This is a genomic window from Stenotrophomonas sp. 05N423 (assembly GCF_056397145.1).
This window is the reverse complement of the sequence record NZ_JBFTMV010000002.1, coordinates 186373-210955: the sequence shown is the minus strand read 5'-3', so window position 1 is coordinate 210955 and position 24583 is coordinate 186373. Positions and strand designations below refer to the sequence as shown.

Sequence of the window (24583 nt, the reverse complement as noted above, 5' to 3'; positions counted from 1 at the left end):
TGCGGCACGTGGATACCGCCGTCCAAGCCCCGACCGACGAAGCGCTGATGCTGGCCTACGCCGAAGGCGATGGCGAGGCGTTCGCCGAGTTGTATGCGCGCCATCGCGCGCGGCTGTTCCATTACCTGCTGGGCCAGCTGCGCGACCGCTCGCTGGCCGAGGAGCTGTTCCAGGACGTGTGGCAGCGGCTGGTCCATGCCCGCTCGGGCTGGAAGCCGGAGGCGGCCTTCGCCACCTGGCTGTTCCGCATCGCCCACAACCGCCTGAACGACCATTGGCGCGCCGCACGGCACCGGCCCACGGCGCCGGACGACGCCGACGAGCGCACCGCGCGCCTGGCCGATACCTGCACGCCGGAGCTGCTGGCCGACGAACAGGCACAGCGGCTGCGGCTTCGCCAGGCGATGGCCGAACTGCCGCAGGAACAGCAGGAAGTCCTCATCCTGCGCCTGGAACAGGAACTGAGCCTGGAGGAGATCGGGCAGATCACCGGCGTGGGCCGGGAAACCGTCAAGTCGCGGCTGCGCTATGCGATGGACAAGCTGCGCGCGAGGTTGAGCGAATGAACATGTCCGAACCGCTGACCCCCGAAGAACGCGAACTGGCGCGGCTGCTGGGCCGACCCGCCGCGGGCCTCGCGCCGTCGGCGCGGATCGACGCGGCCATCGCCGCGCTCGCGCGCGAACCGGTCGCATCGCCGCCGGCACCCCGGCCTTCCGCGCCTCCGGCGCCGTTCACCGTCGGCGCCGTGCCGGTCCGGCGTGGCCGCCGCCGTGGGCTGGTGTCGTCGCTGGCTGTCGCCGCATCGCTGGTCCTCGTCGTCGGCCTGGCCTGGCAACTGCGGCCCGCACCGCCATCGGCTCCGATGCCCGCCGCTGCGGCCGGAACCCCGGCCGTGCCGGAAGTGCCGGCGGCGGTCGTCGCACCCGATGCGGCAGTACCTGCGGCACCCACGGCGGTCGCCGCCGCGCGGCCGGCTCCCCCATCGCCCGTCGCTCCGGTACGAGCCGCCAAGGCCGAGGCCGCGCCCGTCCCCCGTGTGCAGGAACCGGCGCCAGTGGCGATGTCCGCACCGTCTCCCGCGCGCGCGGCGGTCGTCGCTCCAGCACCGCCCCCTGCACCACCGCCGCCTGCCAGCTACGCACTGGAACCGGCGCCCATGATCGCCGACGAAACGCCCGTAACCGTGCAGCAGGCGGAGCCGGCAGCGATGCGCCTGCACTCCAGCGCGCCGCAGCCCCTTGCCGATGCACCGATACGCGCGTCCGCATCCGGGCTGCGCGAACAGGCCAGGATCACGATCGCGGCACCGACCGGCATCGACGAGGACGCCCTGCTTCCGCGCCACAAGTGGCTGGAGCGCATCCGTTCGCGTCGCGACGAAGGCGATCTCGATACCGCGCGCGCCAGCCTGGAGCGTTTCGTGCAGGCCCATCCGGAAGCCCGCATTCCGCGCGATCTGCGGCCGCTGCTCGCCCACTGAGCGGCGCCGGGCTTTCCAGTCACCGACACCCCTGTGTCCGGTTCCGGCAAACCATCGGCCAGCCGCCTAGAATGTGCGCGATGCCCGATACCCTCGCCGCGCCCGCCAGCCACGTGCTGGAGATCAAGCACAGCCGCTTTCTCGCCCAGGCCATGCCGATCGGCAGCGCGGCCGATGCGCTGTCCTTCATCGCCGGGGTCTCGGTGGCCGACGCCACCCACAACTGCTGGGCCTACCGCTGCGGCGGCGAATACCGTTCCAGCGACGACGGCGAGCCCGCCGGCACGGCCGGTCGTCCGATCCTGGCCGCGATCGACGGCCAGGGCTACGACCGAATCGCCGTGGTCGTGACCCGCTGGTATGGCGGTATCAAGCTCGGTGCCGGCGGGCTGGTGCGCGCCTACGGCGGCACCGCGGCCGAATGCCTGCGGCTGGCGCCGCGCCTGCCGCTGGTAGCGATGTGCAGGTTGCGGCTGGCCTGCCCGTTCGACGAACTCGGCACCGTCTACACGCAGCTGGCCGCGCACGCGGCGGACAAACTGGGCGAGGCGTTCGACGAGCACGGCGCGCAGCTGTCCCTCGAACTGCCCGCCGACCGCGTGGACGGCTTGAAAACCCAACTGCGCGACGCCACCCGTGACAGGGTGCGCTGGCTCGACGCCGGCGGCTGAGGCCGGTGCCGGCCCTCCCTCTTTACCGATGCCCCGCCCATGACCGACACCGCTCCTGCTTCTCCCTCTTCCGCCAAGGCACGGCTGGGCACGCTGCGTGCGCTGTGGCCGTTCGTGCGCCGCCACATGGGTCTGTTCACCGCCTGGCTGGTGGCACTGGCGGTGGCCTCGGCGGCCACGCTGAGTTTCCCGGTCGCGTTCCGGCGCATGATCGACGACGGCTTCAGCAACGGCAGCAACATCGACCAGGTATTCCTGCTGGTGTTCGCCGTGGTGGTGGTGCTGGCCGCGGCGAGCGCGGCGCGCTTCTTCTTCGTGTCACTGCTCGGCGAGAAGGTCGTGGCCGACCTGCGCAGGCAGCTGTACGCGCACCTGATCGCGCTTGATGCACAGTTCCACGACCGCAACCGCAGCGGCGAGCTGGTCTCGCGCCTGTCCGCCGACAGCGAACTGCTGCGCAGCGTGGTCGGCAGCAGCATGTCGGTGGCGCTGCGCAGCACCGTCACCGTGGTCGGCAGCCTGGCGATGCTGTTCGTCACCAGCCCGCGCCTGGCCGCCTTCACCCTGGTCGGCATCCCGCTGGCGGTACTGCCGATCATCCTCGGCGCACGCCGGCTGGAAAAAGCCTCGCGTGCCAGCCAGGACCGTGTCGCCGACGCCAACAACCTCGCCAGCGAAACCCTCGGCGCGGTCCGCACCGTGCAGGCGCACGCACGCGAAGGCTACGAGACCGGCCGCTTCGCCGATGCGGTGCGCGTGGCGGTGGCGACCGCGCGCGGCCGCATCCGCACCCAGTCGCTGGTCACCGCCATCGTCATCACCCTGGTGTTCGGTGCGGTGGTGCTGGTGCTGTGGTCCGGCGCGCACGACGTGATCGCCGGGCGCATCAGCAAGGGTGAGCTGGGCCAGTTCGTGTTCTACGCCCTGATCGGCGGCGGCTCGGTCGGCGCACTCGCCGAAGTATGGAACGAACTGCAGCGCGCAGCCGGCGGCATGGGTCGTATCGCCGAACTGCTGCAGGAACGCCCCGGCGTGCGCGCGCCGGCCGCGCCGCTCGCCCTGCCCACGCCGCTGTGCGGCGACATCCGTTTCGATGACGTGGTCTTCCACTATCCGCAGCGCCCGGGACAGCCCGCGCTGGAAGGCTTCACCCTGCACGTGCGGCCCGGCGAGACCGTGGCCCTGGTCGGTCCGTCGGGCGCCGGCAAGAGCACGGTGCTGTCGCTGCTGCTGCGCTTCCACGATCCCGACGCGGGCGCGATCAGCATCGACGGCATCGACCTGCGCCAGGCCGAACCCACCGCACTGCGCGAACAGATCGCGCTGGTGCCGCAGCAGCCGGCCCTGTTCGCGTCCAGCGCCGCCGAAAACATCCGTTACGGCCGCCTGCAGGCCAGCGACGAGGAACTGCATGCCGCCGCACGCGCCGCCGAGGCCGACGACTTCATCCGCGCCCTGCCGGAAGGCTATGCCAGCGAACTGGGCGAGCGCGGCGCGCGTCTGTCTGGCGGCCAGCAGCAGCGCATCGCCATCGCCCGCGCCCTGCTCAAGGACGCGCCGATCCTGCTGCTGGACGAGGCCACCAGTGCGCTGGACGCGCAGAGCGAACGCGCGGTGCAGCAGGCGCTGGAGCGGTTGATGGCCGGCCGCACCACGCTGGTGATCGCGCACCGGCTGGCCACCGTGCTCAAGGCCGACCGCATCGTGGTGATGGACCACGGCCGTATCGTCGCCCAGGGCACGCACGAACAGCTGCTGCGCGAAGGCGGTCTATACGCGGAACTGGCACGGCTGCAGTTCATCGACTGAGGCGGATCGGCGCCCCATGCGGGGCCCGGCACCATGCGCGCGCGATGGCGAACATCCTCTCGACGCAGGGCTAACACGCGGCGATGCAGGCTGCCTCGGCCGAACCGGGTTGGATGCCACTCAGGAGGTTGCCATGTCGTTCCGCCAGTTTCCCGCCACCGACAGCAACGGCGAGAGCCACATCATCATCGAGTTCATTCCCGAACAGGGAAACAAAGGGGGTGGCGACGCGGCACCGCGCTACGAACTGGACGATGGCCGCCATCTGCAACGCAACGCGCGCGAATTCACCACGCTCGACGGCCAGTTGCGGCTGCGTATCTGAAAGCGCCGCAGCAGCGACAGCAGGAGTAACGCGAGTCGCGACAGGAACCTCATCAAGGAATCCCTATCGCGACTCACCCCGCGTAAACATGGCTGGCGAAGAATTCACCAGCCATCTTGACAGCCTTGCAGCGCAAGGGCCGCCGGCAGTCATCCACAGGCTTGTGCGCAGGTCATCCACACCCGCTGTGGATGAACGCATGCGTCAATGAAGAACGACCATCGACATGGCGGCAGATGCGCGCGCAATGGCAATCCTCTGCACACATCTCACCGACAACAACGACTGGCGAAGAATTCGCCAGCCATCTTGACAGCCTTGCACCGCAAGGGCTGCCGGCATTCATCCACAGGCTTGTGCGCAGGTCATCCACACCCGCTGTGGATGAAGCGCGCTCAGCGGTCCAGCACCCGGCCGATGCCGCTGTGGTCGATCTCGCGTGCGGCCGCCTCCAGCACTTCCGGCGCGTAGCGCTGCACGAAACCCATGCGGAAATGCACCTCGCCGCCGGGCGTGCGCGAGGAGTGGATCGAGGACAGGCTGATGCCATGCCGTTCGAACACATGCAGCAGCTCGCGCAGCGAACCGGCGCGGTCTTCCGGCAGGTGCACGCTCATCGCGCGCGTGTCGGTCAGGTCGGCCAGTAGGTACCCCAGCCGCTCGAAGCTGTAGTTGCCGTCGCGCAGCGTCCGGTCGCCCACCGCGTCGCGGTTGTCGTCGAGGAACTGCCGCCGGAACGCCGCCCGCGCCGCATCGCTGCCATCGGCCAGTTGCGCGCGCAGCTGCTGCAGCTGCTCCAGCAGGCGATCCAGCACTTCGCCCGCATGCGGGTTGCCGAACTGGATGTCTTCGTAGATCGCCGGATTCAGCGACAGGATGCGCGAGATCACCGCCGCATCCAGCTCGAACGCGGTCGAGCGGTAGGGCATCAGCGCCTGCAGTTCGCCGAGCAACGGCGCATAACCGCGCATCACCCCGGCCTGCGCCAGATGGGTGGCATGCACCATCGCCTGCACCAGCGCCATCACCCGGTCGTGGTGCTCGGGCGTGGCCGGCACGCACTCGGCCTCCAGCGCGGCATACAACCGTTCCAGCCAGGGCTGCCAGCGCGCCTCGACGCGCGCCTCGCAGACCACCATCACCCGCCCCTTGAGGGTCGGCGCCTTGGGCGGCGCGGTCATCGGATGCAACCCAGCCACGCTGGCCTGCGAACGCAGCATCGCCGCCACCGGCGCGCTCTTGATCGAGGTCACGTCCAGCCACAGCCTGTCGCGCTCGCGTCCTGACGAGTGCTGCACGTAATCGTCGATCAGTGCCGGCGTATGCCGGATCGGCGCGGAGAACAGCAGCACGTCGGCACGTTCCAGCAGTTGTTCCGGCGTCTGCGAGGCGGCATCGACCGGATCGTGGCCGATCACTTCCAGACCCATGCGCGACTGGAAGAATCCGCGCAGCCAGCGGCCATAGGCGCCGCCGCTGCCGACGATGCCGATGACCGGCGCCATCGGCGCCTGCATCACGCTCACGCCAGCCGCTCGGCGCGGAAGCGGTACGGCGTACCCAGCGCGGCCGGCGCTGCCGCCAGCACGTCGAACTCCTCCACGCCCTGCGCCAACGTCGCTTCCAGCGCGGCATGCACGCCGGCGATGGCGCGCCCCACCGCGTCCTCGAATGCGTGGCCCTTGAGCAGGAACGCCACCAGCAGCGACATCAGCACGTCTCCGGTACCGGCCACGTCCACCGGCAGGTGCGGCGAAGTCCAGCGCCAGATCTCGTCGCGGCCGATCGCCAGCGTGACCAGTTCGCCCGGCACGCCGGACACCGAATGCGCGATCACCCACTGCGGGCCGCGCTCAAGCAGCTTGCGCGACGCGGCAATGGCATCGTCCTGCTCCAGCGCCGGCATGCCGGTCAGGCGTCCCAGCTCGAAGGCATTGGGCGTGACCAGCCATGCGTGCGGCAGCAGGCGCTCGGCGAATATTTTTTCCAGCCCGGGCTCGACATAAGGGCCGGTATGGGTGTCGCCGATCACCGGGTCCAGGCAATAGCGCAGGTCCGGGCAGGAAGGCAGTACCTCGTCCAGCCAGTCGGCAAACGCCGCGCCATTGGCGACGCTGCCGAAATAACCGGAGACCAGCGCGCCGGCGCGCTGCGGCAGGCCGCGCTCGCTGGCGCCCTGCAGCAGTCCGGCGAGCCAGTCCGCCGGCAGCACGTGGCCGCGCAGCGTCGCGTAGAACGGCGCATTGCTGAGCAGGGTGGTGGGAATCTCCGCCACGCGCAGGCCCAGCGCGCGCAACGGCGGCACCGCCGCGCTGTTGCCGGCATGGCCATAGACCAGCTGCGACTGTACGGAAATCACGTCCACCGGCGAGGGCCCATCCGGGCGTTGCCGGCGACCGTGCACGAGATGGCTGTGGTCGACGTCGTTCATCGCCGCATTCTACGCCCGCCGCAACGGCGGCCGATGGCATGGATGCGCACGCAACCAAACGCCGGAAACGACGAGGCCGCAGCAGGCTGCGGCCTCGATATCCCCGCAGGAGCGACTTCAGTCGCGAAAGGGTTTCACCGGGGAAACCCTCGCGACTGAAGTCGCTCCTGCGGACAGGCGTGGCTCAGGGCGAGGTCATCCGGTCCCAGAAGCCCTTGACGCCATCCAGGAAGGTGGCCGATTTGGGCGAGTGCTTGCGCGCTTCCTCGCCGACGAAGGTCGCCTCGAACTGTTCCAGCAGCTTGCGCTGTTCGGCGGTGAGGTTGACCGGCGTCTCCACCACGATGCGGCAGTACAGGTCGCCCTCGGTGCGGCTGCGGACCGACTTGACGCCCTTGCCGCGCAGGCGGAACAGCTTGCCGGTCTGGGTCTCTGCGGGAATGCGGATCTCCGCCTCGCCGCCCAGCGTGGCCACGCGCACGGCATCGCCCAGCGCCGCCTGCGAGATGCGGACCGGCACTTCGCAGTGCAGGTCGTCGCCGTCGCGGGTGAAGATGGCATGCTCGCGCACGCGTACTTCCACGTACAGGTCGCCCGGCGGCGTACCGGCGGGACCAGCCTCGCCCTCGCCCTGCAGGCGGATGCGGTCGCCGGTATCGACGCCGGCCGGCACCTTCACCGACAGCACCTTGTCTTCCTCGACGCGGCCGTTGCCATGGCAGGTCTTGCACGGCTTGGCGATGATCTGGCCGCGGCCACCACAGTTGTGGCAGGCCTGCTGCATGGCGAAGATGCCGCGCTGCATGCGCACCTGGCCGCGGCCGCCGCAGACGTTGCAGGTCTCGACCTTGCCGTCTTCCGAGCCGCTGCCATCGCAATCGCCGCATTCGACCAGGGTCGGAATCTCGATGCGGCGCTCCACGCCGGCAACGGCTTCCTCCAGGTCCAGCTCCATCACGTAACCGATGTCGGCGCCGCGGCGCGCCTGACGCGCGCCACCACCACCGCCGAAGATGTTGCCGAAGATGTCGCCGAAGATGTCGCCCATGTCCGGGCCACCCGGACCGCCCCCCATCCCGCCCATGCCGTGTTCGAACGCGGCGTGGCCGTGGGCGTCATACATGCGCCGCTTGTTGCCGTCGGACAGTACCTCGTAGGCCTCCTTGCACTCCTTGAAGGCGGCCTCGGCTGCGGCGTCGCCCGGATTGCGGTCCGGGTGATGCTTCATCGCGCAGCGGCGATAGGCCTTCTTCAGTTCCTCGTCGCCGGCGTCACGGGAGACGCCCAGTACTTCGTAGTAATCGCGCTTGCTCATGCTTTACCTCTCCCTCCCCCTCCGGGGGAGGGCTGGGGTGCGGGTTCGTTGATGCGACAAGGGTCCGGGGCCGCTAGGCGCCCCCGAACCCTCACCCCGACCCCTCTCCCGGGAGAGAGGGGCAATGGACATCAGGACTTCTTGTCGTCCTTGACCTCGGTGAACTCGGCGTCGACCACGTCGTCGCCCGACGGACCGGCCGCACCGGCGCCCGGGGCCGGGCCGCCCTGCTCGCCGGCCGAAGCGGCGGCGTACAGCGACTGGCCGGCTTCTTCCAGCGCCTTCGACTTCGCTTCGATCTGCGCCTTGTCGTCGCCCTTCATCGCGGTTTCCAGGTCGGCCAGGGCCGCTTCCACCTTGCCGATGACATCGCCGCCGACCTTGCTGCCATGCTCGGTGATGGCGCTGCGGGTGGCGTGGATCAGGCCATCGGCCTGGTTGCGGGTCTGCACCAGTTCCTGGAACTTCTTGTCTTCCTCGCGGTGCGCCTCGGCATCGGCCACCATGCGGTTGATCTCGTCCTCGGACAGGCCCGAACCGGCCTTGATCTCGACCTTCTGTTCCTTGTTGGTCTTCTTGTCCTTGGCCGAAACGTGCAGGATGCCGTTGGCGTCGATGTCGAAGGACACCTCCACCTGCGGCAGGCCGCGCGGCGCCGGCTCGATGCCGGTCAGGTCGAACTTGGCCAGCGACTTGTTGTAGCGGGCCTGTTCGCGTTCGCCCTGCAGCACGTGCACGGTCACGGCCGACTGGTTGTCCTCGGCGGTGGAGAACGTCTGCGAGGCCTTGGTCGGGATGGTGGTGTTCTTCTCGATGATCTTGGTGAACACGCCGCCCAGGGTCTCGATGCCCAGCGACAGCGGGGTCACGTCCAGCAACAGCACGTCCTTGACGTCGCCACCCAGCACGCCACCCTGGATCGCAGCGCCCAGCGCCACGGCCTCGTCAGGGTTGACGTCCTTGCGCGGCTCCTTGCCGAAGAACTCGCTGACCGCCTGCTGCACCTTCGGCATGCGGGTCTGGCCGCCGACCAGGATCACCTCGTTGATGTCGCTCGAGCGCAGGCCGGCATCGTTCAGCGCGGTGCGGCACGGCTCGATCGACTTCTTGATCAGGTCTTCCACCAGCGCTTCCAGCTTGGCGCGGGTCAGCTTGATGTTCAGGTGCTTCGGACCAGACGCATCGGCGGTGACGTACGGCAGGTTGACTTCGGTCTGCTGCGCGCTGGACAGCTCGATCTTGGCGCGCTCGGCGGCGTCCTTCAGGCGCTGCAGGGCCAGCGGGTCCTTGCGCAGGTCGATGCCCTGGTCCTTGTTGAACTCGTCCACCAGGTACTCGATGACGCGGTTGTCGAAGTCTTCGCCGCCGAGGAAGGTGTCGCCGTTGGTGGCCAGCACTTCGAACTGCTTCTCGCCGTCGACGTTGGCGATCTCGATGATCGACACGTCGAAGGTGCCGCCGCCCAGGTCGTAGACGACGATCTTGCGGTCCTTGTTGTCGCCCTTGTCCAGGCCATAGGCCAGCGCCGCCGCGGTCGGCTCGTTGATGATGCGCTTGACGTCCAGGCCGGCGATGCGGCCGGCATCCTTGGTCGCCTGGCGCTGGCTGTCGTTGAAGTAGGCCGGCACGGTGATGACCGCCTCGGTGACCTTCTCGCCGAGGAAGTCCTCGGCGGTCTTCTTCATCTTCTCCAGCACCTTGGCCGAAATTTCCTGCGGCGCCATCTTGCGGCCATCGCTGGTGGCCACCCAAGCATCGCCATTGTCGTGGGCGAGGATGCCGTACGGGACGTGGGCGATGTCCTTCTGCACTTCGGCGTCGGTGAACTTGCGGCCGATCAGGCGCTTCACCGCGTAGAAGGTGTTCTTCGGATTGGTGACGGCCTGGCGCTTGGCCGAGGCGCCCACCAGCACTTCGCCGTCCTTGGTGTAGGCGACGATGGAGGGCGTGGTGCGGTCGCCTTCCGAGTTCTCGATGACGCGGGCCTTGCCGCCGTCCATGATCGCCACGCACGAGTTGGTGGTGCCGAGGTCGATACCAATGATCTTGCCCATGGGGGACTCCTGAGGATTCGTGTGCCGGCATGCCGCCGGGTATGAACGGGATGTGGGGGATGGGCGGATGACATTCAAGCCACCCCCGGAAAGCTGTTTGCCGGCGGCCGCGCGCGTCAAGGCGGCGGCCAGCCGGCCACGGGTCAGTCGACCCGGGCCACCACCACCAGCGCCGGCCGCAGCAGGCGATCGTTGAGCAGGTAGCCCTTCTGGAACACGGTCACCACCGCACCCGGCGCCACGCCGGCCGGGGCGTCGACCTGGCTGATGGCCTGGTGGTGTTCCGGATTGAACGCCTGGCCGGCCGGGTCGAGCAGGGTCAGGCCATTGTCGGCGGCGACCTTGAGCAGTTGCTTGTAGGTCAGCTCCAGCCCCTCGCGCAGCGGGCTGGGCTCGGTGCCGGCGGCGGTCAGGCCCGCATCCAGGCTGTCGAACACCGGCAGCAGTTCGCCCAGCAGCTTCTCGTTGGCGAACCTGCGCGCCTGTTCGATGTCGCGTGCCACGCGCTTGCGCTGGTTCTCCAGGTCGGCGCGCTCGCGCAGCGACTCGCCCTTGAGCTGCTCGATCTCGGCGCGCAGCGCCTGGACCTGCGCGTCCTGCGCCTCGGCCGCGTCGCCAGCGGTGTTCTCGGTCTCGAATTCGGGGTGGTCTTGGTTCATTTCCGGTTCCCTGGCGGTCGTTCTGCCGCCTGCCTGCTCCCCGTATGTGGGCTGCCCCCGGGGTTTCAAGGTTCAGACTCACCGCTTGCGACCGGCGCGCATTAATGTGCCGCATCAGGCGCCATTTCCGGATTGACCTGCCGCATGCGCATGCTAGCTTTGCGCGGCCCCAACCTCTGCCGACCATGCTCAGACATCTTTCGATCAAGGATTTCGCCGTCGTCCGCGCCACCGAACTGGAGTTCGGGCCGGGCATGACCGTGGTTTCCGGCGAAACCGGCGCCGGCAAGTCGCTGATGGTCGACGCACTGGGCTTCCTGTCCGGGTTGCGCGCCGACAGCGGCGTGGTCCGCCATGGCGCCAGCCGGGCCGAGCTTTCGGCCGAATTCGACCTCGCCGACGATGCGCCCGCCCGCCGCTGGCTGCAGGACAACGAGCTCGACGACGAGGACCAGTGCCAGCTGCGCCGGGTGATCCGCGCCGATGGCGGCTCGCGCGCCTTCATCAATGGCCGCCCGGTACCGGTGTCGCAGCTGTCCGAACTGGCCGCCTTCCTGGTCGAGATCCACGGCCAGCACGACCAGCAGGCACTGTTGTCGCGCCCCAGCCAGCTGGCCCTGCTCGATGCCTATGCCCGCAACGAGGCCGAGCGCGCCGCGGTACGCACCGCCAGCGGCCAGTGGCAGGCGCTGATCGACGAGCGCGACGCGCTGTCGCAGCAGGGTGATGTCTCCGACCGCATCGCCTTCCTCGAACACCAGCTCGGCGAGCTGCAGCGCGAGGAACTGGAGCCGGCGACGCTGGCGGCACTGACCGCCAGCCACCGCCGCCAGGCGCATTCCACCGCGCTGATCGAGGCCTGCCAGTACGCCGGCAACGCGCTCAACGGCGATGAGGGACCTGCCCTGCTCGGCCTGCTGCAGCAGGTGCGGCACGAACTCTCGCGGGTCAGCCAGCACGACGCGCGGCTGGGCGAGATCGACGGCATGCTCGACGCCGCCGGCATCCAGCTGCACGAAGCGCTGGCCCAGCTGGACCGGGTGCAGGACGACCTGGACAGCGACCCGGAGGCCTTCGAGGAGATCGAACGCCGGCTCGGCCGCCTGCACGACCTGGCGCGCAAGCACCGCGTGCCGATGGAAGAGCTGGCCGCCGCCCGCGAACGCATCGCGGCGGAACTGGAACAGCTGCGCGGCGCCGACGAGCGCCTGTCGCGACTGGCCGGCGAGATCGACAGGGCTGCAGCGCACTGGCAGGCGCAGGCTGCCCTGCTCACCGCCGGCCGCACCAGCGCGGCCAAAGCGCTGTCGGACACCACCACCGCGCTGATCGGCGAGCTGGGCATGGGCGGCGGCCAGTTCCTGATCGAGCTGGAACCCCAACCGCAGCCGCGCCCGGACCCCAACGGCGCCGAACGGGTCGAATTCCTGGTCGCCGCCAATGCAGGGCAACCGCCGCGCGCACTGCGCAAGGTCGCCTCCGGCGGCGAGCTTTCGCGCATCTCGCTGGCCATCGAAGTGGCCGCGCTCGGCCTGGATGCCGTGCCGACCATGGTGTTCGACGAGGTGGATTCGGGCATCGGCGGCGCCGTGGCCGACATCGTCGGCAAGAAGCTGCGCGCCCTGGGCGAGCGCAGGCAGGTGCTGTGCGTGACCCACCTGCCGCAGGTCGCCTCCAAGGGCCATGCCCACTACCGGGTCAGCAAGGCGCCGGTGGAGGGCATGACCCAGAGCGCGGTGGAGCTGCTCGACGCCAAGGGCCGCGAAGAAGAACTAGCGCGCATGCTTGGCGGCGCCGAAGTCAGCAGGGAAGCCCGCGCCGCCGCCCGCAAACTGCTGGCCGAGGTCTGAGTCCCGCATTACCCGCCCACTGCCGGGGCAGGCACCGGGTCGCGGAAGCGATCCATTCGTGCTGCCCTGCGGCAAGCAGAGCAACGATGCCGTATGACCGCACACCGTTGCTGATCGTCGAGTTCCCGGGACTGCGTCCCCATACCGCGTGAAGGCGCTCGCCTTCACGCATCCAGGCAGTGCCGGCCTCCGGCACACCGCTCCACAGACGAAAACACCGGCGCGAGGCCGGTGTCGTCTTCCACGGTACGGGGGCGTCAGCGCCGCTTCTTGCGCACGTACAGCACCAGCGAATGCTCTTCCAGCTCGTAGCCGTGATCGGCCGCGATCTTCTTCTGCAGTTCCTCGATCTCGCGGCTCTCGAACTCGATGATCTTGCCGGTATCCACGTCCACCATGTGGTCGTGGTGGCCACCGCGGTCCAGCTCGTAGACCGCCTGCCCGCCTTCGAAATTGTGCTTGAGCACCAGGCCGGCCGCCTCGAACTGGGTCAGTACGCGATAGACCGTCGCCAGGCCGATCTCGTCGCCGCAATCGAGCAGCTGCCGGTAGATGTCCTCGGCGGTCAGATGGTGGTGGGGGGTGTTCTGCTCGAGCAGCGCCAGGATGCGCATCCGCGGATGCGTCACTTTCAGGCCGACTTTGCGCAGGTCGTTGGATTCCATGGCCATCGTGTTCATTGGCGGTTTAACGCCAGTTGCCTCCGGTCAGATCGCGCTGGGTGCCGGGGAGTGTATCATCGCCGGGATTTCCTCAATCGCCTGTCCCAATGCGCAACCTTCTGCTGATCGCCGTTGTCGCCCTGTCCACCACCGGCTGCGGCATCATCTACAAGCAGCCCATCTATCAGGGCAACCTGCTGCAAGAAAAGTCCGTCGCACAACTGCAGGCCGGCCAGAGCAAGCAGCAGGTCAACGCGCTGCTGGGAACGCCGTCCATTCCCGACCCGTTCCATGCCCAGCGCTGGGACTACACCTCCAGCCAGCGCGTGAACCGCCTGGGCAAGACCGAAGTGAAGAATTTCACCGTGTTCTTCGAGAACGACCGCGTCACCCGCTGGGAAGGCGACTACTTCCCCAACCAGGATGCGGAACTGGCCCAGAAGAGCGTGCGCCAGTTCGGCCGCAACCTGGCCAAGGACAAGAAGAAGCGCGGCGGCCGCTGAGCCCCGGCGCCACGCACTCGGATCAATCGCCGCCGCGCGCCCGCCGGCGGCGATTTTCTTTGGGATCGGCCAGCAGCGGCCTGAGCAGTTCGACGCGGTCCCCGTCATGCAGCGCCTGCTGTGGCAGCGCGAGCACGCCATGCACGGCCGTGGCCACGCAGTCGCCACCGGCATCCAGCGCTGCCGCCTCCACCGCGTCGGCGACGGTGCAGCCTTCCGGCAGGATCAATTCCCGTCGCAGGTAGCGCTCCGGCCACGCCAGCACCACTTCCACGCGCATGCCTCAGCCTCCCTGCTCGGCCACGCGCACGAAATCATTGACCATGCGGTCGGCCAGCCCCTGGAAACCCAGCGCCAGCGCCGGCCCAAGCAGGCGAGAGGTCGGCTCGAACTCGAGCTCGAGGCTCACCTTGCAGGCGGCTTCGGACAGCGGCTGGAACTGCCAGCGGCCGTGCAGGCGCTTGAACGGGCCATCCTTCAGTTGCATGTCGATGCAGCCCGGACGCTGCAGCGCGTTCTCGGTCATGAACCAGGTGCGGAACGAACCCAGGCCCAGGTCCAGGCGGGCCACCAGACGTTCCGGCCCCTCCTCCAGGATCTGGGCTGCCTCGCACCAGCGGAAACGCCGCGGATAGGCGGCCACGTCGTTGACCAGGTCGAACATGCGCTCGGCCGGCTGTTCGACCAGGGCACTGCGGCGGATGGTAGTCATGCGGAATACGGACGGATGTTCGAAACGCCTCCGAATCGGAGACAATATGGAAATGAGCAAGAAACCCGGCAAGGATAAAGCAAAGAGCGCGCAGGCCGACAAAACCATCGCGCTCAACAAGCGCGCGCGCCACGAATACCACCTGGAGGAACGCTTCGAGGCCGGGCTGGTGCTGCAGGGCTGGGAGATCAAGGCCATCCGCGCCGGGCGAGGCAACATGACCGACGCCTACGCCTACGTGAAGGACGGCGAGATTTTCCTGATCGGCGCGCAGATCACCCCGCTGATCCAGGCATCCACCCACACCATTCCCGAGGACCGGCGCCAGCGCAAGCTGCTGCTGCACCGGCGCGAGATCGACAAGCTCATCGGACGGGTGGAACGTGACGGTTACACGCTGGTACCGACCGCGATGTACTGGAGCAAGAACCGCATAAAGCTGGAAATCGCACTGGCCAAGGGCAAGCAGGCCCACGACAAGCGCGACGCAGCCAAGGATCGCGACTGGGCCCGCGAAAAGCAGCGCGCCCTGCGTGCCCATAACCGCAATGCCTGAGTGAAGCGGCGGGTTCGCCCGCCGCCCTGCCGTCAGCCCGGCGGCAATGCTCGCCTGCCGTTCGCGCGGGCATCGCACCTGCCCAGCGCGATATGCAGCGCCGCCAGCGGCACCGCTACCGCGAGTCGCCCCGCATCACGGCCGCCACTTGCCATCCAGCGGCACCTATTGCCGCATCCGGTGGGCCAACAGCTCGACATCCGCCAGCGAATCGACAGCCGCCTGGAGACGCAGGGAAAGGCCGACGACACGCGCCGCATAACCACCCACCTGCATCACGGCAATGACGACTGCCAGCCCTGTCGGGCCCTTGGCACCCCTCACACCCGTCGCAACGCCCATGGCCGATGCCGCCGCCAACAACAGCATCGCCACAAACCCGGAATACCCGGGCGGCACCAGCTCTGTCGCCGGAACGCCCTGCGACAGAGCTCTGCAAGCACCAGGACGGCCAATGCCTGCACGCCGGGCTGCGCGACCACGAGCGCAGCACCCACCGCCAACGTCCATCCCAGGCAAACCCACCATGACGGCATCGCCCGTCGGCGGAAATCCGCACCAACGGTCTCGCCCAGGCGATACGGGCAAGAGCGATGCGTCGGACCATGCCATCACGGAAACGTGCCGGCCATGGTCGGCAACCACGTGTCGCAGGATGGTCACAGCGCCTTTAAGCGGTTCTGCCACGTCTTCCAGTAAACGACACACTGACTGCGGCCTTGCCTCCAGGCAAAAAAAAGCCCAGCCGGTAAAGGCTGGGCTTTTGCAGATGGTGGAGGTGGGCGGAATTGAACCGCCGTCCGAAGGCACTCCATCCCCGGTACTACATGCTTAGCTCACCGTTGTATCTCGCCCCGGAACAGCACGGCGCGCAAAGCGCATCCCGGAACCAGCCCGCTTCATCTAGCTTGGAGCTGACGGGCAGCCACCCCATGCGATTCCGTGATGATGACCCTACGCAGCGAGCACGGACACAAGCTGTTTCGGGGCTTAGGCCTTAAGCGGCCAGAGCGTAGTTGTCGTCGTTGGCAACTATGAGTTTTGCAGCTGGATTTACGAGGAAAGCTACCCCCTCGGCATGCACCAAGCGACTTCACAACCCCCGTCGAAACCAGTGCACCCCCGATTTCTTCAAGAATCTTCAGTCTTCATCGTCCAGAGCTGCGATGCGGCCCGAGCAATGCTCGACAGCGGCCATAGTACGCGATGTGGCGTGATGCGTCATCTCCGCACATCGCCCTGGACACCCCGCAGTCATGCGTCGCCCACGCCTCTCCGCAACGATGCGGATCCATACCCCTGAAATGAAAAACGTCCGCAAACCAGAGGCCTGCAGACGTTCTTCAACTGGCGGAGTGAGAGGGATTCGAACCCTCGATAGAGCTTTTGACCCTATACTCCCTTAGCAGGGGAGCCCCTTCGGCCTCTCGGGCATCACTCCGTTTTCTTTCGCCCTGCCGCGTGTTCCGTGGCAGGGCGCGAAGAATACCGTTTAACGGGGTGAAAGGTAAACCCTTATTCGGAAGTTTCTTCACTTCCCGATGCAGCCGGCTCGTCGCCGCGCTGGATACGCTGGAAAATCTCCTCACGGTGCACCGCCACGTCCTTCGGCGCGGTGATACCGATACGTACCTGGTTGCCCTTGACGCCGAGCACGGTCACGCTGACCGAGTCACCAATCATCAGGGTTTCGCCTACACGGCGAGTCAGGATCAACATTGTGCGAATCTCCATGGAACCGGTGGGGTTTCCCCACCGGCATTGGCGCGCCAGGTACCTGCGCCCCACGACAAAGGGAAAAGACCCCCAATGTTAATGGCAGGGCACCGGCGCCTTCAAGGCGCGCGGTTGTCTACGTTCATGCCAAGTGTGGCTTGATCCATTCCAGCACGCCTTCGAGCGCGGCAACCAGCCTGGGGCCGTCTTCACCGCCACCCTGCGCCAGATCGGGACGACCACCGCCCTTGCCACCGATCTGACCGGCAACATGGGACAGCAGTTCCCCGGCCTTGACCCTGCCCGTTGCCGAGCCATTCACGCCGGCGACCAGGGATGCCTTGCCGTCCTGGGTACCGGCCAGCAGGATCACCGCATCGCCCAGTTGCTGCTTGAGCCGATCCATCGCATCGCGCAGCGCCTTGGCGTCGAAGCCTTCCAGACGCGCAGCCAGCACCTTCACGCCACCGATCTCGACTGCCGATGCACCGAGATCGGCGGTCGCACCCGAAGCCAGCTTGGCCTTGAGGGCTTCCAGCTCACGTTCGAGCCGCTTCTGCCGCTCGCCGAGCTGACGGATCTTCTCGACCACGTCAGTCGCCGCGCCGCCCAGCAGGTTCGCGGCCTCGGCCAGGCGAGCCTCTTCGGCATCCACATGGTCGAGCGCGCCCTGCCCCGTCACCGCCTCGATGCGGCGCACGCCGGAGGAGACGCCGCCTTCGGAAGTGATCTTGAACAGGCCGATATCACCGGTGCGTGACACATGGGTGCCGCCGCACAGCTCGGTGGAGTAGTCGCCCATCTTCAGCACGCGTACGTTCTCGCCGTACTTCTCGCCGAACAGCGCCATCGCGCCGAAGTCCAGCGCCTCCTGCATGCCCATATGGTGCACTTCGGCGGCGTTGTTGGCACGCACCTGCTCGTTGACCTTGCGCTCGATGACCGCCAGTTCGTCCGCGCTGATCGGCTGGAAATGTGAGAAATCGAAGCGCAGGCGGTCCGGCGCCACCAGCGAACCCTTCTGCTGCACGTGGGTGCCGAGCACCTCGCGCAGGGCGGCGTGCAGCAGGTGGGTGGCGGAGTGGTTGAGGATGGTGGCGCTGCGACGGGCATTGTCGATCGTGCCGGACAGCACGTCGCCAAGCTTGATCGCACCCTGCTTCACAGTGCCCACATGGCCATGGAACTGGCCGGCGAACTTCTGCGTGTCGGAAACCGCGAGCTCCATGCCGTTGCCGGACAACCTGCCGGTGTCGCCGACCTGGCCACCCGATTCGGCGTAGAACGGGGTCCTGTCGGTGAACAGGATCACTTCATCGCCGGCCTGCACGGCATCCACCGGGCGGCCGTCCTTGAGCAGCGCAACCACCTTCAGGCCGTCGGCCTGCAGCTGGTCATAGCCCAGGAAGGCAGTCGGCGACAGCGTGGCGACCAGATCCGCCGGCAACTGCACGCCGCCGCCGAACTTGCCGGCGGCACGCGCCATCTCGCGCTGGTGTTCCATGGCGATATCGAAGCCGGCCATGTCCACCGTCATGCCGCGCTCGCGGGCGATGTCGGCGGTCAGGTCGACCGGGAAGCCGTAGGTGTCGTACAGGCGGAAAGCGTCGACACCGGGAATGACACCGTCAGCGACCTTGGCCGCGACATCGTCGAAGATCTTCATGCCGGCATCCAGCGTTTCGGCAAAGCGCTCTTCCTCGGCCAGGAGCGCCTTCTGCACCGTCGCGGCAGCGGCCGGCAGTTCCGGATAGGCCTCACCCATCAGCTCGACCAGGGTCGGCACCAGCTGGTGGAAGAACGGCTGGCGCACGCCCAGCATCCAGCCATGGCGCAGAGCACGGCGGATGATCCGGCGCAGCACGTAACCGCGGCCTTCGTTGGACGGCAGCACGCCATCGACGATGAGGAAGGAGCAGGCGCGGATGTGGTCGGCGATCACACGCAGCGACTTGTTCTCAAGGTCGGCGGTGCCGGTCAGCCCGGAAGCCTTGCGGATCAACGCCTGGAACAGGTCTATCTCGTAGTTGGTGTGCACGTGCTGCAGGATCGCCGCCAGACGTTCCAGGCCCATGCCCGTGTCCACGCACGGCGCCGGCAACGGCACCAGGGTGCCATCGGGCTGGCGATCGAACTGCATGAACACCAGGTTCCAGATTTCGATGAAGCGGTCGCCATCCTCATCCGGTGAGCCCGGAGGACCGCCGGCGATGTGCTCGCCGTGGTCGAAGAAAATCTCGGTGCATGGGCCGCACGGACCGGTATCGGCCATCTGCCAGAAATTGTCCGAGGCATACGGCGCGCCCTTGTTGTCGCCGATGCGTACGATGCGGTCTTCCGGCACGCCGACCATGTCGCGCCACAGCGCATAGGCCTCGTCGTCGTTGTGGTAGACGGTGACCAGCAGGCGTTCGGCCGGCAGTTTCCAGACCTGGGTCAGCAGTTCCCAGGCCCATGCGATGGCGTCCTTCTTGAAGTAATCGCCGAAGGACCAGTTGCCCAGCATCTCGAAGAAGGTGTGGTGGCGGGCGGTGTAGCCGACCGAATCGAGGTCGTTGTGCTTGCCGCCGGCACGCAGGCAGCGCTGGACATCGGCCGCGCGCACGTAGCTGCGCTTCTCCGCGCCCAGGAACACATCCTTGAACTGCACCATGCCGGAGTTGGTGAACAGCAGGGTCGGGTCGTTGCCCGGCACCAGCGGCGCCGACGGCACGATGGTGTGGCCCTTCCCCTTGAAGAATTCGAGGAAGTCGGCACGGATCTGGGAGGTAGTGAACTTTACGGGTGTATTCATGAGGACTGGCGATAGGCGGGCTGGCGGCAGTCGGCTCCTCCACGCGGCGCGTGGAACCGGAACGGCCGAAACCCTGAAAGGGTATCAGGCCCGGTCCATTCAGTCCTCAGGATCGTAACGGGTGGCGTTGCGGATGCAGCCTCCGTCGAAGCCCCTCCGGGCCAACATGTCCGCCGCCTTGCGCCGCTGTGCCAGTTCCTGCGGCCCATCCGGGCCGAAACGGCGGCAGACCAGTTCCCGCGCCAGCTCCGCCCAGTCGCCCTCGAAGGTGGCCATCGCGGCCTCGATCCGTTCGTTGTCCAGGCCATGGGTACCCAGTTCGGCCCGGATATGCAGGGGGCCATAGCCGCCCCCGGACCGGTTGCGTACCAGGGCCTCGGCGAAACGGGTGTCGTCCTGCCAGCCCTCTTCGGCCAGCTTCGCCACGGCCGCGTCGACCTCGTCGGCATCGACGCCCCGGGCCTTGAGCTTGCGCCCCAGTTCCTTGCGCGAATGCTCACGCCGCACCAGCAGCCCCAGGGCACGCTGCAGCGGCGTCTGTTCACGCGGCCGCCGGCTGCGGCGGCCAGGCCGGTCTTCGCTGTCGTTCATTGCGTTACCTGCCATCCCGCGCGTGCGGGGCAAGCCCCGCACCTGCGTGTGGTGGCGCCCTATTGCGGGGCGTGCCTCGTGTCCACAAAACCGCGGGAACGGGACGACGTCACTGACGATGCGCCGCCCGTCCCCGCGGGAAAATCATTCCTCGTCTTCGTCGTCACCCGTTTCGCGGGCGGCGTCGGCCGGCTGGAACTTCTCACGCAGTTCGGCCTCGAGCCTGGCCGCCACCTGCGGGTTGTCACGCAGGTAGCCGCGGGCGTTGTCCTTGCCCTGACCGATGCGCTCGTCGCCGTAGCTGTACCAGGCGCCAGCCTTCTCCACGAGCTTGGCGTCCACGCCCATGTCGATCAGTTCGCCCTCGCGGCTGATGCCTTCGCCATACAGGATCTCGGTGATCACCTGCTTGAACGGGGGGGCCAGCTTGTTCTTGACGACCTTGATCTTGGTCTGGTTGCCGATGATCTCGTCGCCCTTCTTGATCGCGCCGATGCGGCGGATATCCAGGCGCACCGAGGCATAGAACTTCAGCGCATTGCCGCCGGTGGTGGTTTCCGGGCTCTGGCCCGGCATCATCACACCGATCTTCATGCGCAGCTGGTTGATGAAGATCACCAGCGTGTTGGAGCGCTTGATGTTGCCGGTCAGCTTGCGCAGCGCCTGGCTCATCAGACGGGCCTGCAGGCCCGGCAGCTGATCCCCCATCTCGCCTTCGATTTCGGCCTTCGGGGTCAACGCGGCGACCGAGTCGATCACCAGGATGTCCACCGAGCCCGAACGCACCAGCATGTCGGCGATTTCCAGGGCCTGCTCGCCGGTATCCGGCTGCGACAGCAGCAGGTCGTCCACGTTCACGCCCAGCTTCGCGGCGTAGATCGGGTCCAGTGCGTGCTCTGCGTCGATGAAGGCGGCGGTGCCGCCCAGCTTCTGGCACTGCGCGATGGCCTGCAGGGTCAGGGTGGTCTTGCCCGAGGATTCGGGACCATAGATCTCGACCACGCGCCCCTTGGGCAGGCCGCCGATGCCGAGCGCAATATCCAGCATCAACGAGCCGGTGGGAATCGCCTCGACAGGCTCGACCACGCGGTCGCCCATGCGCATCACCGAGCCCTTGCCGAACTGCTTCTCGATCTGGCCCAGGGCGGCAGCGAGCGCACGCTTCTTGTTATCGTCCATCGGGGTCTTCCTCGTCGTTGATGTCATGGATTTCGTCATGGGTCCACTGTAGCGGGGCCGTATCGCACAGGTTGAGACTGGTGGCGGTGCGGCCAGATTATCGGGGCGGGAAGGATACCGGCAGCAGCGCCGGCGCCCATCGCCCGTAGGAAAACCACCGCGGCTGCGATGGGAAAAACACTGTCACCGGTTCGGCCTCAACAGGCCGCAATACAACCCTTCGATGGCGAAATCCTGGTCCGGCAGGACCTCGATGGGGGCGTAGTCGGGGTTGCGCGGCAGCAGGCGGATGCGGTCCTTGCCGACCTTGAGCAGCTTGACGGTGATCTCGTCGTCGATGCGAGCCACCACGATCTGCCCGGAACGCGCGTCGCGGGTGCGGTGCACGCCGATCAGGTCGCCGTCGAAGATGCCCTCGTCGATCATCGAGTCGCCCTGCACCTTCAACAGATAGTCCGGCGCGGGCGAGAAGAACACCTTGTCCAGCACCACGAAGTCGTCCGAGCCGATGTCCGCGCCGATCGGCAGGCCGGCGGCGACACGCCCCAGCACCGGCAGGCGCAGCACCTGCTCTTCGGCCATCGCGGCGGCCGGTTGCGCGCCGGCGTCCGCCTCGTCGGCCGGACGTACGAGGCGGATGCCCCGCGCCCGGCCCGGCACGCGCTCGATGGCGCCGGCAGCTTCCAGCGCATCCAGGTGGTATTGCGCCGAACGCACCCCCTTGAAGCCGAAGGCGCGGGCGATCTCGGTCTGCGAGGGCGGCACGCCTTCGCTGTCGATGCGCTCGGCGATCAACTGCAGGATCGCCTGCTGGGTCTGGGTCAGGTCCATGGTTAGTAGTATTACTACTAACAACCGCCTGCGCAAGTGCTGGAACCGACCAGAGGTCGCCCTGCCCGATTGCACCCTGGCCACGGCCTTCAAGACTGCCAAGGGGCCGCATCAGTCCCCGATCATGTGCCGCGGAATCGCCGGCCAACGCGGTCGCCCCCAGATCGGTGGAGCGCCTCAGGGACGCTTCCCACTGCGCAGAATCGAGAACAGGATCCACACGCCGCACAGTCCGGCGCCGAGGAAGCCGGCTACGCCCAGCGCCAGCAGCCAGCGGTTGGCGCTGCTGCCGACGCTGTTCATGACGATGGACGAGCCGATGATCAGGGCGGCGGTGACGATGCCGACGGTGAGCCGGTTGGCGGCGCGGTTGACCTGGTCGCCGAAGCCTTTCAGCCCCGGCGTGTCCACCATCAGACGCATGCGCCCACGACGGGCCGCCTGCAGCAGGCGGCGCATGTCACGCGGCAGCTCACCGGCCAGATCAAGCGCGCCGAGCAGGCCGCGACGGCCCCGGCGCAGCACCGCGCGCGGTGCATAGCGGCGGCGCATGATCCGCTCCAGGAACGGGCGCGCGGTGCCGGCCATGTCGAAATCGGGGTCCAGTTGCCGCCCCATGCCCTCCAGGGTCAGGAAGGTCTTGATCATCAGCGCCAGGTCGGCCGGCAGGGTCAGGCCGTACTGGCGCAGCAGCGTCGTCACGTCGCCCAGCATCAGGCCGATGCGCAGGTCCTTGAGCGGCACGCCGCGGTACTGGTCGACGAAACTGCCCAGGTCATGCTGCAGGCGCGATTCGTCCACCTCCACGCCGCCGGCCCATTCCAGCAGCACGTCGGTCACCGCCTCGGGGTCCTGCGACACCAGCCCGTGCAGCAGCCGCGCGACCTGGAACCGGCGCTGTTCGGACAGCCTTCCGACCATGCCGAAATCGATGATGCCGATGCGGCCATCGCGCATGTAGAAGATGTTGCCCGGATGCGGATCGGCGTGGAAACAGCCGTCGTCGAGCACCATCTTGAGGATGATCGCCGCGCCGGCATGCGCCAGCGCCACGCGGTCCAGGCCGGCGGCATCGACGGCGTCCAGGTCGCGACCGGGGATGCCGTCGACGAAGTCCTGCACGTTGAGGCTCTCGCAGGTCCATTGCCAGTGCACGCGCGGGATCAGCACGTCCGGATGGCCGGCGAAGTTGCCGGCGATGCGCTCGGCGTTGCGGCATTCGGCGGCGAAATCCAGCTCGCGGCGCAGCGACTGGGTGAACTGCTGCACCACTTCCGAGGGCCGGTAGCGACGCAGGTCGGGCAGGCGCGCCTCGATGATCTCGGCCAGCCTTGCCAGCAGGCGCAGGTCGGCCTCGACCACATCGCGGATGCCGGGACGGCGGACCTTCAGCACCACCGGCGTTCCGTCCTGCAGCCAGGCCCGGTGCGCCTGCGCCAGCGAGGCGGCGGCCATCGGGCGCTCCTCCAGCCGGGCGAAGGCCTGCTCCGGCGGCTCGCCCAGGTCGGCCTCGAGCTGCCCGCGCACCTGTTCGTATGGCAATGCCGGCACCGCATTCTGCAGTTCGCTGAACTCGGCGATCCATTCCGGCGGAAACAGGTCCACGCGCGTGGCCAGTACCTGCCCCAGCTTGACGAAGGTCGGACCGAGGTCTTCCATCGCGCGCCGCACCCGCACCGGCGCGGACATCTGCAGGATCTGCCCCGGATCGTTCCAGTGCAGCAGGCGCCCTGCGCGCTGCAGGACGTCGGCCATGCCGGCGCGGCGGACGACATCGCCGAAGCCATAGCGGATCAGGACGGCGGCGATCTCCTGCAGCCGGCCCAGGTCGCGCACGGTGCCCAGGGCTTCCCACATCAGCCGCACCCTCCGCGTCCGCGCTGGCGGCGGGGCATCACAGCAGGGCCTCCAGCCCCTCCAGCGCGCGCGCCACGGTCTGCCGCCGCACCGCGTCGCGGTCGCCGTCGAAATGGAACAGTTCGGCATGCGTGTAGCCACCGCGCCGCTTCCAGCCGATCCACACGGTACCGACCGGCTTGTCGGCGCTGCCGCCGCCCGGCCCGGCGATACCGGTGACGGCGACGGCGACGCTGGCGCCGGAATGCACCAGCGCGCCGGATACCATTTCGATCACCGTCTCGCGGCTCACCGCGCCCTGGCTTTCCAGCGTCTGTGGGCGCACGCCCAGCAGCGCCTGCTTGGCCTCGTAGCTGTAGGCCACCATGCCGCAGTCGAACCAGTCCGATGAACCTGCCACGCCGGTCATCGCCTTGGCGATCCAGCCGCCGGTGCAGCTTTCGGCGGTGACCACGCGGTCGCGCGCGATGCGCAGGCGCTCGCCGATGCGGGTGGCGAGTCGCTCCAGTTCAAGATCGTCGGGCGTCATGGCCATGGCGGCGCCTGTGGAAACGGTTGCCCGTTGTAGCGCAAAAAACGCGCGGC

The 24583-nt window shown here is 67.8% G+C and carries 24 protein-coding genes, 1 tRNA gene and 1 other RNA gene; 8 read left to right on the top strand and 18 right to left on the bottom strand.

Annotated features, from left to right (window positions below; all coding sequences use genetic code 11):
• Positions 1 to 8: 8 nt before the first annotated feature.
• The 5 genes from AC1DGW_RS04825 to AC1DGW_RS04805 all read left to right on the top strand — a co-directional run bounded on the left by AC1DGW_RS04825 (position 9) and on the right by AC1DGW_RS04805 (position 4288).
• Positions 9 to 566 carry an RNA polymerase sigma factor gene (locus AC1DGW_RS04825; RefSeq protein WP_478020016.1) on the top strand — a complete coding sequence of 186 codons (558 nt, stop codon included), beginning with the start codon at positions 9 to 11 and terminating at the stop codon, positions 564 to 566.
• The gene (locus AC1DGW_RS04820; RefSeq protein WP_478020014.1) at positions 563 to 1483 is read left to right on the top strand and encodes a hypothetical protein; all 921 of its coding nucleotides are present in this window, start codon (positions 563 to 565) and stop codon (positions 1481 to 1483) included. The genes AC1DGW_RS04825 and AC1DGW_RS04820 overlap by 4 nt, the downstream gene beginning before the upstream one ends.
• A gap of 80 nt (positions 1484 to 1563) precedes the next feature.
• Complete coding sequence (locus AC1DGW_RS04815; protein ID WP_478020012.1) at positions 1564 to 2154, top strand: IMPACT family protein; 591 nt, start codon at positions 1564 to 1566, stop codon at positions 2152 to 2154.
• Positions 2155 to 2193: 39 nt separating this feature from the next.
• The gene (locus AC1DGW_RS04810; protein WP_478020010.1) at positions 2194 to 3963 is read left to right on the top strand and encodes an ABC transporter transmembrane domain-containing protein; all 1770 of its coding nucleotides are present in this window, start codon (positions 2194 to 2196) and stop codon (positions 3961 to 3963) included.
• A 133-nt stretch (positions 3964 to 4096) separates the two neighbouring features.
• The gene (locus AC1DGW_RS04805; protein ID WP_478020008.1) at positions 4097 to 4288 is read left to right on the top strand and encodes a hypothetical protein; all 192 of its coding nucleotides are present in this window, start codon (positions 4097 to 4099) and stop codon (positions 4286 to 4288) included.
• A gap of 395 nt (positions 4289 to 4683) precedes the next feature.
• Here AC1DGW_RS04805 and AC1DGW_RS04800 read toward each other — a convergent pair whose 3' ends face one another.
• From AC1DGW_RS04800 to grpE, 5 genes are all read right to left on the bottom strand, one after another.
• Positions 4684 to 5805: a prephenate dehydrogenase gene (locus AC1DGW_RS04800; RefSeq protein WP_478020670.1), complete on the bottom strand. Its 1122-nt coding sequence runs from the start codon at positions 5803 to 5805 to the stop codon at positions 4684 to 4686.
• Positions 5806 to 5810: 5 nt separating this feature from the next.
• Positions 5811 to 6719 (bottom strand): pyridoxal kinase, encoded by a 909-nt coding sequence (pdxY, locus tag AC1DGW_RS04795; protein ID WP_478020006.1) that lies wholly within the window; start codon positions 6717 to 6719, stop codon positions 5811 to 5813.
• Positions 6720 to 6903: 184 nt separating this feature from the next.
• Entirely contained in the window at positions 6904 to 8034 is a 1131-nt protein-coding gene (dnaJ, locus tag AC1DGW_RS04790; RefSeq protein WP_478020004.1) for a molecular chaperone DnaJ, read from the bottom strand.
• Positions 8035 to 8165: 131 nt separating this feature from the next.
• The gene (gene dnaK / locus AC1DGW_RS04785; protein WP_478020002.1) at positions 8166 to 10088 is read right to left on the bottom strand and encodes a molecular chaperone DnaK; all 1923 of its coding nucleotides are present in this window, start codon (positions 10086 to 10088) and stop codon (positions 8166 to 8168) included.
• Between the two features lie 143 nt (positions 10089 to 10231).
• Positions 10232 to 10747: a nucleotide exchange factor GrpE gene (gene grpE, locus AC1DGW_RS04780; RefSeq protein ID WP_478020000.1), complete on the bottom strand. Its 516-nt coding sequence runs from the start codon at positions 10745 to 10747 to the stop codon at positions 10232 to 10234.
• Positions 10748 to 10932: 185 nt separating this feature from the next.
• Between grpE and recN the strand changes: the two genes are divergently transcribed.
• Positions 10933 to 12597: a DNA repair protein RecN gene (gene recN / locus AC1DGW_RS04775; RefSeq protein WP_478019998.1), complete on the top strand. Its 1665-nt coding sequence runs from the start codon at positions 10933 to 10935 to the stop codon at positions 12595 to 12597.
• 257 nt (positions 12598 to 12854) lie between these two features.
• Here recN and fur read toward each other — a convergent pair whose 3' ends face one another.
• Positions 12855 to 13262 (bottom strand): ferric iron uptake transcriptional regulator, encoded by a 408-nt coding sequence (gene fur / locus AC1DGW_RS04770; protein WP_433854183.1) that lies wholly within the window; start codon positions 13260 to 13262, stop codon positions 12855 to 12857.
• Positions 13263 to 13366: 104 nt separating this feature from the next.
• Here fur and AC1DGW_RS04765 point away from each other — a divergent pair, with 104 nt between their 5' ends.
• Positions 13367 to 13762, top strand: a complete 396-nt coding sequence (locus AC1DGW_RS04765; protein WP_433851874.1) for an outer membrane protein assembly factor BamE — start codon at positions 13367 to 13369, stop codon at positions 13760 to 13762.
• Between the two features lie 22 nt (positions 13763 to 13784).
• Here AC1DGW_RS04765 and AC1DGW_RS04760 read toward each other — a convergent pair whose 3' ends face one another.
• Both AC1DGW_RS04760 and AC1DGW_RS04755 read right to left on the bottom strand, forming a co-directional pair.
• Entirely contained in the window at positions 13785 to 14042 is a 258-nt protein-coding gene (locus AC1DGW_RS04760; RefSeq protein ID WP_478019994.1) for an RnfH family protein, read from the bottom strand.
• Between the two features lie 3 nt (positions 14043 to 14045).
• Positions 14046 to 14474 carry a type II toxin-antitoxin system RatA family toxin gene (locus AC1DGW_RS04755; protein ID WP_478019991.1) on the bottom strand — a complete coding sequence of 143 codons (429 nt, stop codon included), beginning with the start codon at positions 14472 to 14474 and terminating at the stop codon, positions 14046 to 14048.
• A 52-nt stretch (positions 14475 to 14526) separates the two neighbouring features.
• Between AC1DGW_RS04755 and smpB the strand changes: the two genes are divergently transcribed.
• Positions 14527 to 15030, top strand: a complete 504-nt coding sequence (gene smpB / locus AC1DGW_RS04750; protein ID WP_478019989.1) for an SsrA-binding protein SmpB — start codon at positions 14527 to 14529, stop codon at positions 15028 to 15030.
• Between the two features lie 165 nt (positions 15031 to 15195).
• Here the strand turns inward: smpB and AC1DGW_RS04745 are convergent, their stop codons facing one another.
• From AC1DGW_RS04745 to AC1DGW_RS04700, 10 genes are all read right to left on the bottom strand, one after another.
• Entirely contained in the window at positions 15196 to 15399 is a 204-nt protein-coding gene (locus AC1DGW_RS04745) for a hypothetical protein (RefSeq protein ID WP_478019987.1), read from the bottom strand.
• A gap of 401 nt (positions 15400 to 15800) precedes the next feature.
• Positions 15801 to 16154, bottom strand: a transfer-messenger RNA (tmRNA) gene (gene ssrA, locus AC1DGW_RS04740).
• A gap of 224 nt (positions 16155 to 16378) precedes the next feature.
• A tRNA-Ser gene (locus AC1DGW_RS04735) sits at positions 16379 to 16471 on the bottom strand.
• 74 nt (positions 16472 to 16545) lie between these two features.
• The gene (gene csrA, locus AC1DGW_RS04730) at positions 16546 to 16749 is read right to left on the bottom strand and encodes a carbon storage regulator CsrA (RefSeq protein WP_054656818.1); all 204 of its coding nucleotides are present in this window, start codon (positions 16747 to 16749) and stop codon (positions 16546 to 16548) included.
• A gap of 139 nt (positions 16750 to 16888) precedes the next feature.
• Positions 16889 to 19540 carry an alanine--tRNA ligase gene (gene alaS, locus AC1DGW_RS04725; protein WP_478019984.1) on the bottom strand — a complete coding sequence of 884 codons (2652 nt, stop codon included), beginning with the start codon at positions 19538 to 19540 and terminating at the stop codon, positions 16889 to 16891.
• Positions 19541 to 19639: 99 nt separating this feature from the next.
• A complete protein-coding gene (gene recX / locus AC1DGW_RS04720; RefSeq protein ID WP_478019982.1) occupies positions 19640 to 20131 on the bottom strand; it encodes a recombination regulator RecX in 492 nt (163 codons plus the stop codon).
• 144 nt (positions 20132 to 20275) lie between these two features.
• Complete coding sequence (gene recA, locus AC1DGW_RS04715; protein ID WP_478019978.1) at positions 20276 to 21310, bottom strand: recombinase RecA; 1035 nt, start codon at positions 21308 to 21310, stop codon at positions 20276 to 20278.
• Between the two features lie 183 nt (positions 21311 to 21493).
• Positions 21494 to 22141 (bottom strand): transcriptional repressor LexA, encoded by a 648-nt coding sequence (gene lexA / locus AC1DGW_RS04710; RefSeq protein WP_478019976.1) that lies wholly within the window; start codon positions 22139 to 22141, stop codon positions 21494 to 21496.
• Positions 22142 to 22318: 177 nt separating this feature from the next.
• Positions 22319 to 23998: a 2-polyprenylphenol 6-hydroxylase gene (gene ubiB / locus AC1DGW_RS04705; RefSeq protein ID WP_478019974.1), complete on the bottom strand. Its 1680-nt coding sequence runs from the start codon at positions 23996 to 23998 to the stop codon at positions 22319 to 22321.
• A gap of 37 nt (positions 23999 to 24035) precedes the next feature.
• Positions 24036 to 24527, bottom strand: a complete 492-nt coding sequence (locus AC1DGW_RS04700; protein WP_478020668.1) for a CinA family protein — start codon at positions 24525 to 24527, stop codon at positions 24036 to 24038.
• Between the last annotated feature and the right edge of the window lie 56 nt (positions 24528 to 24583).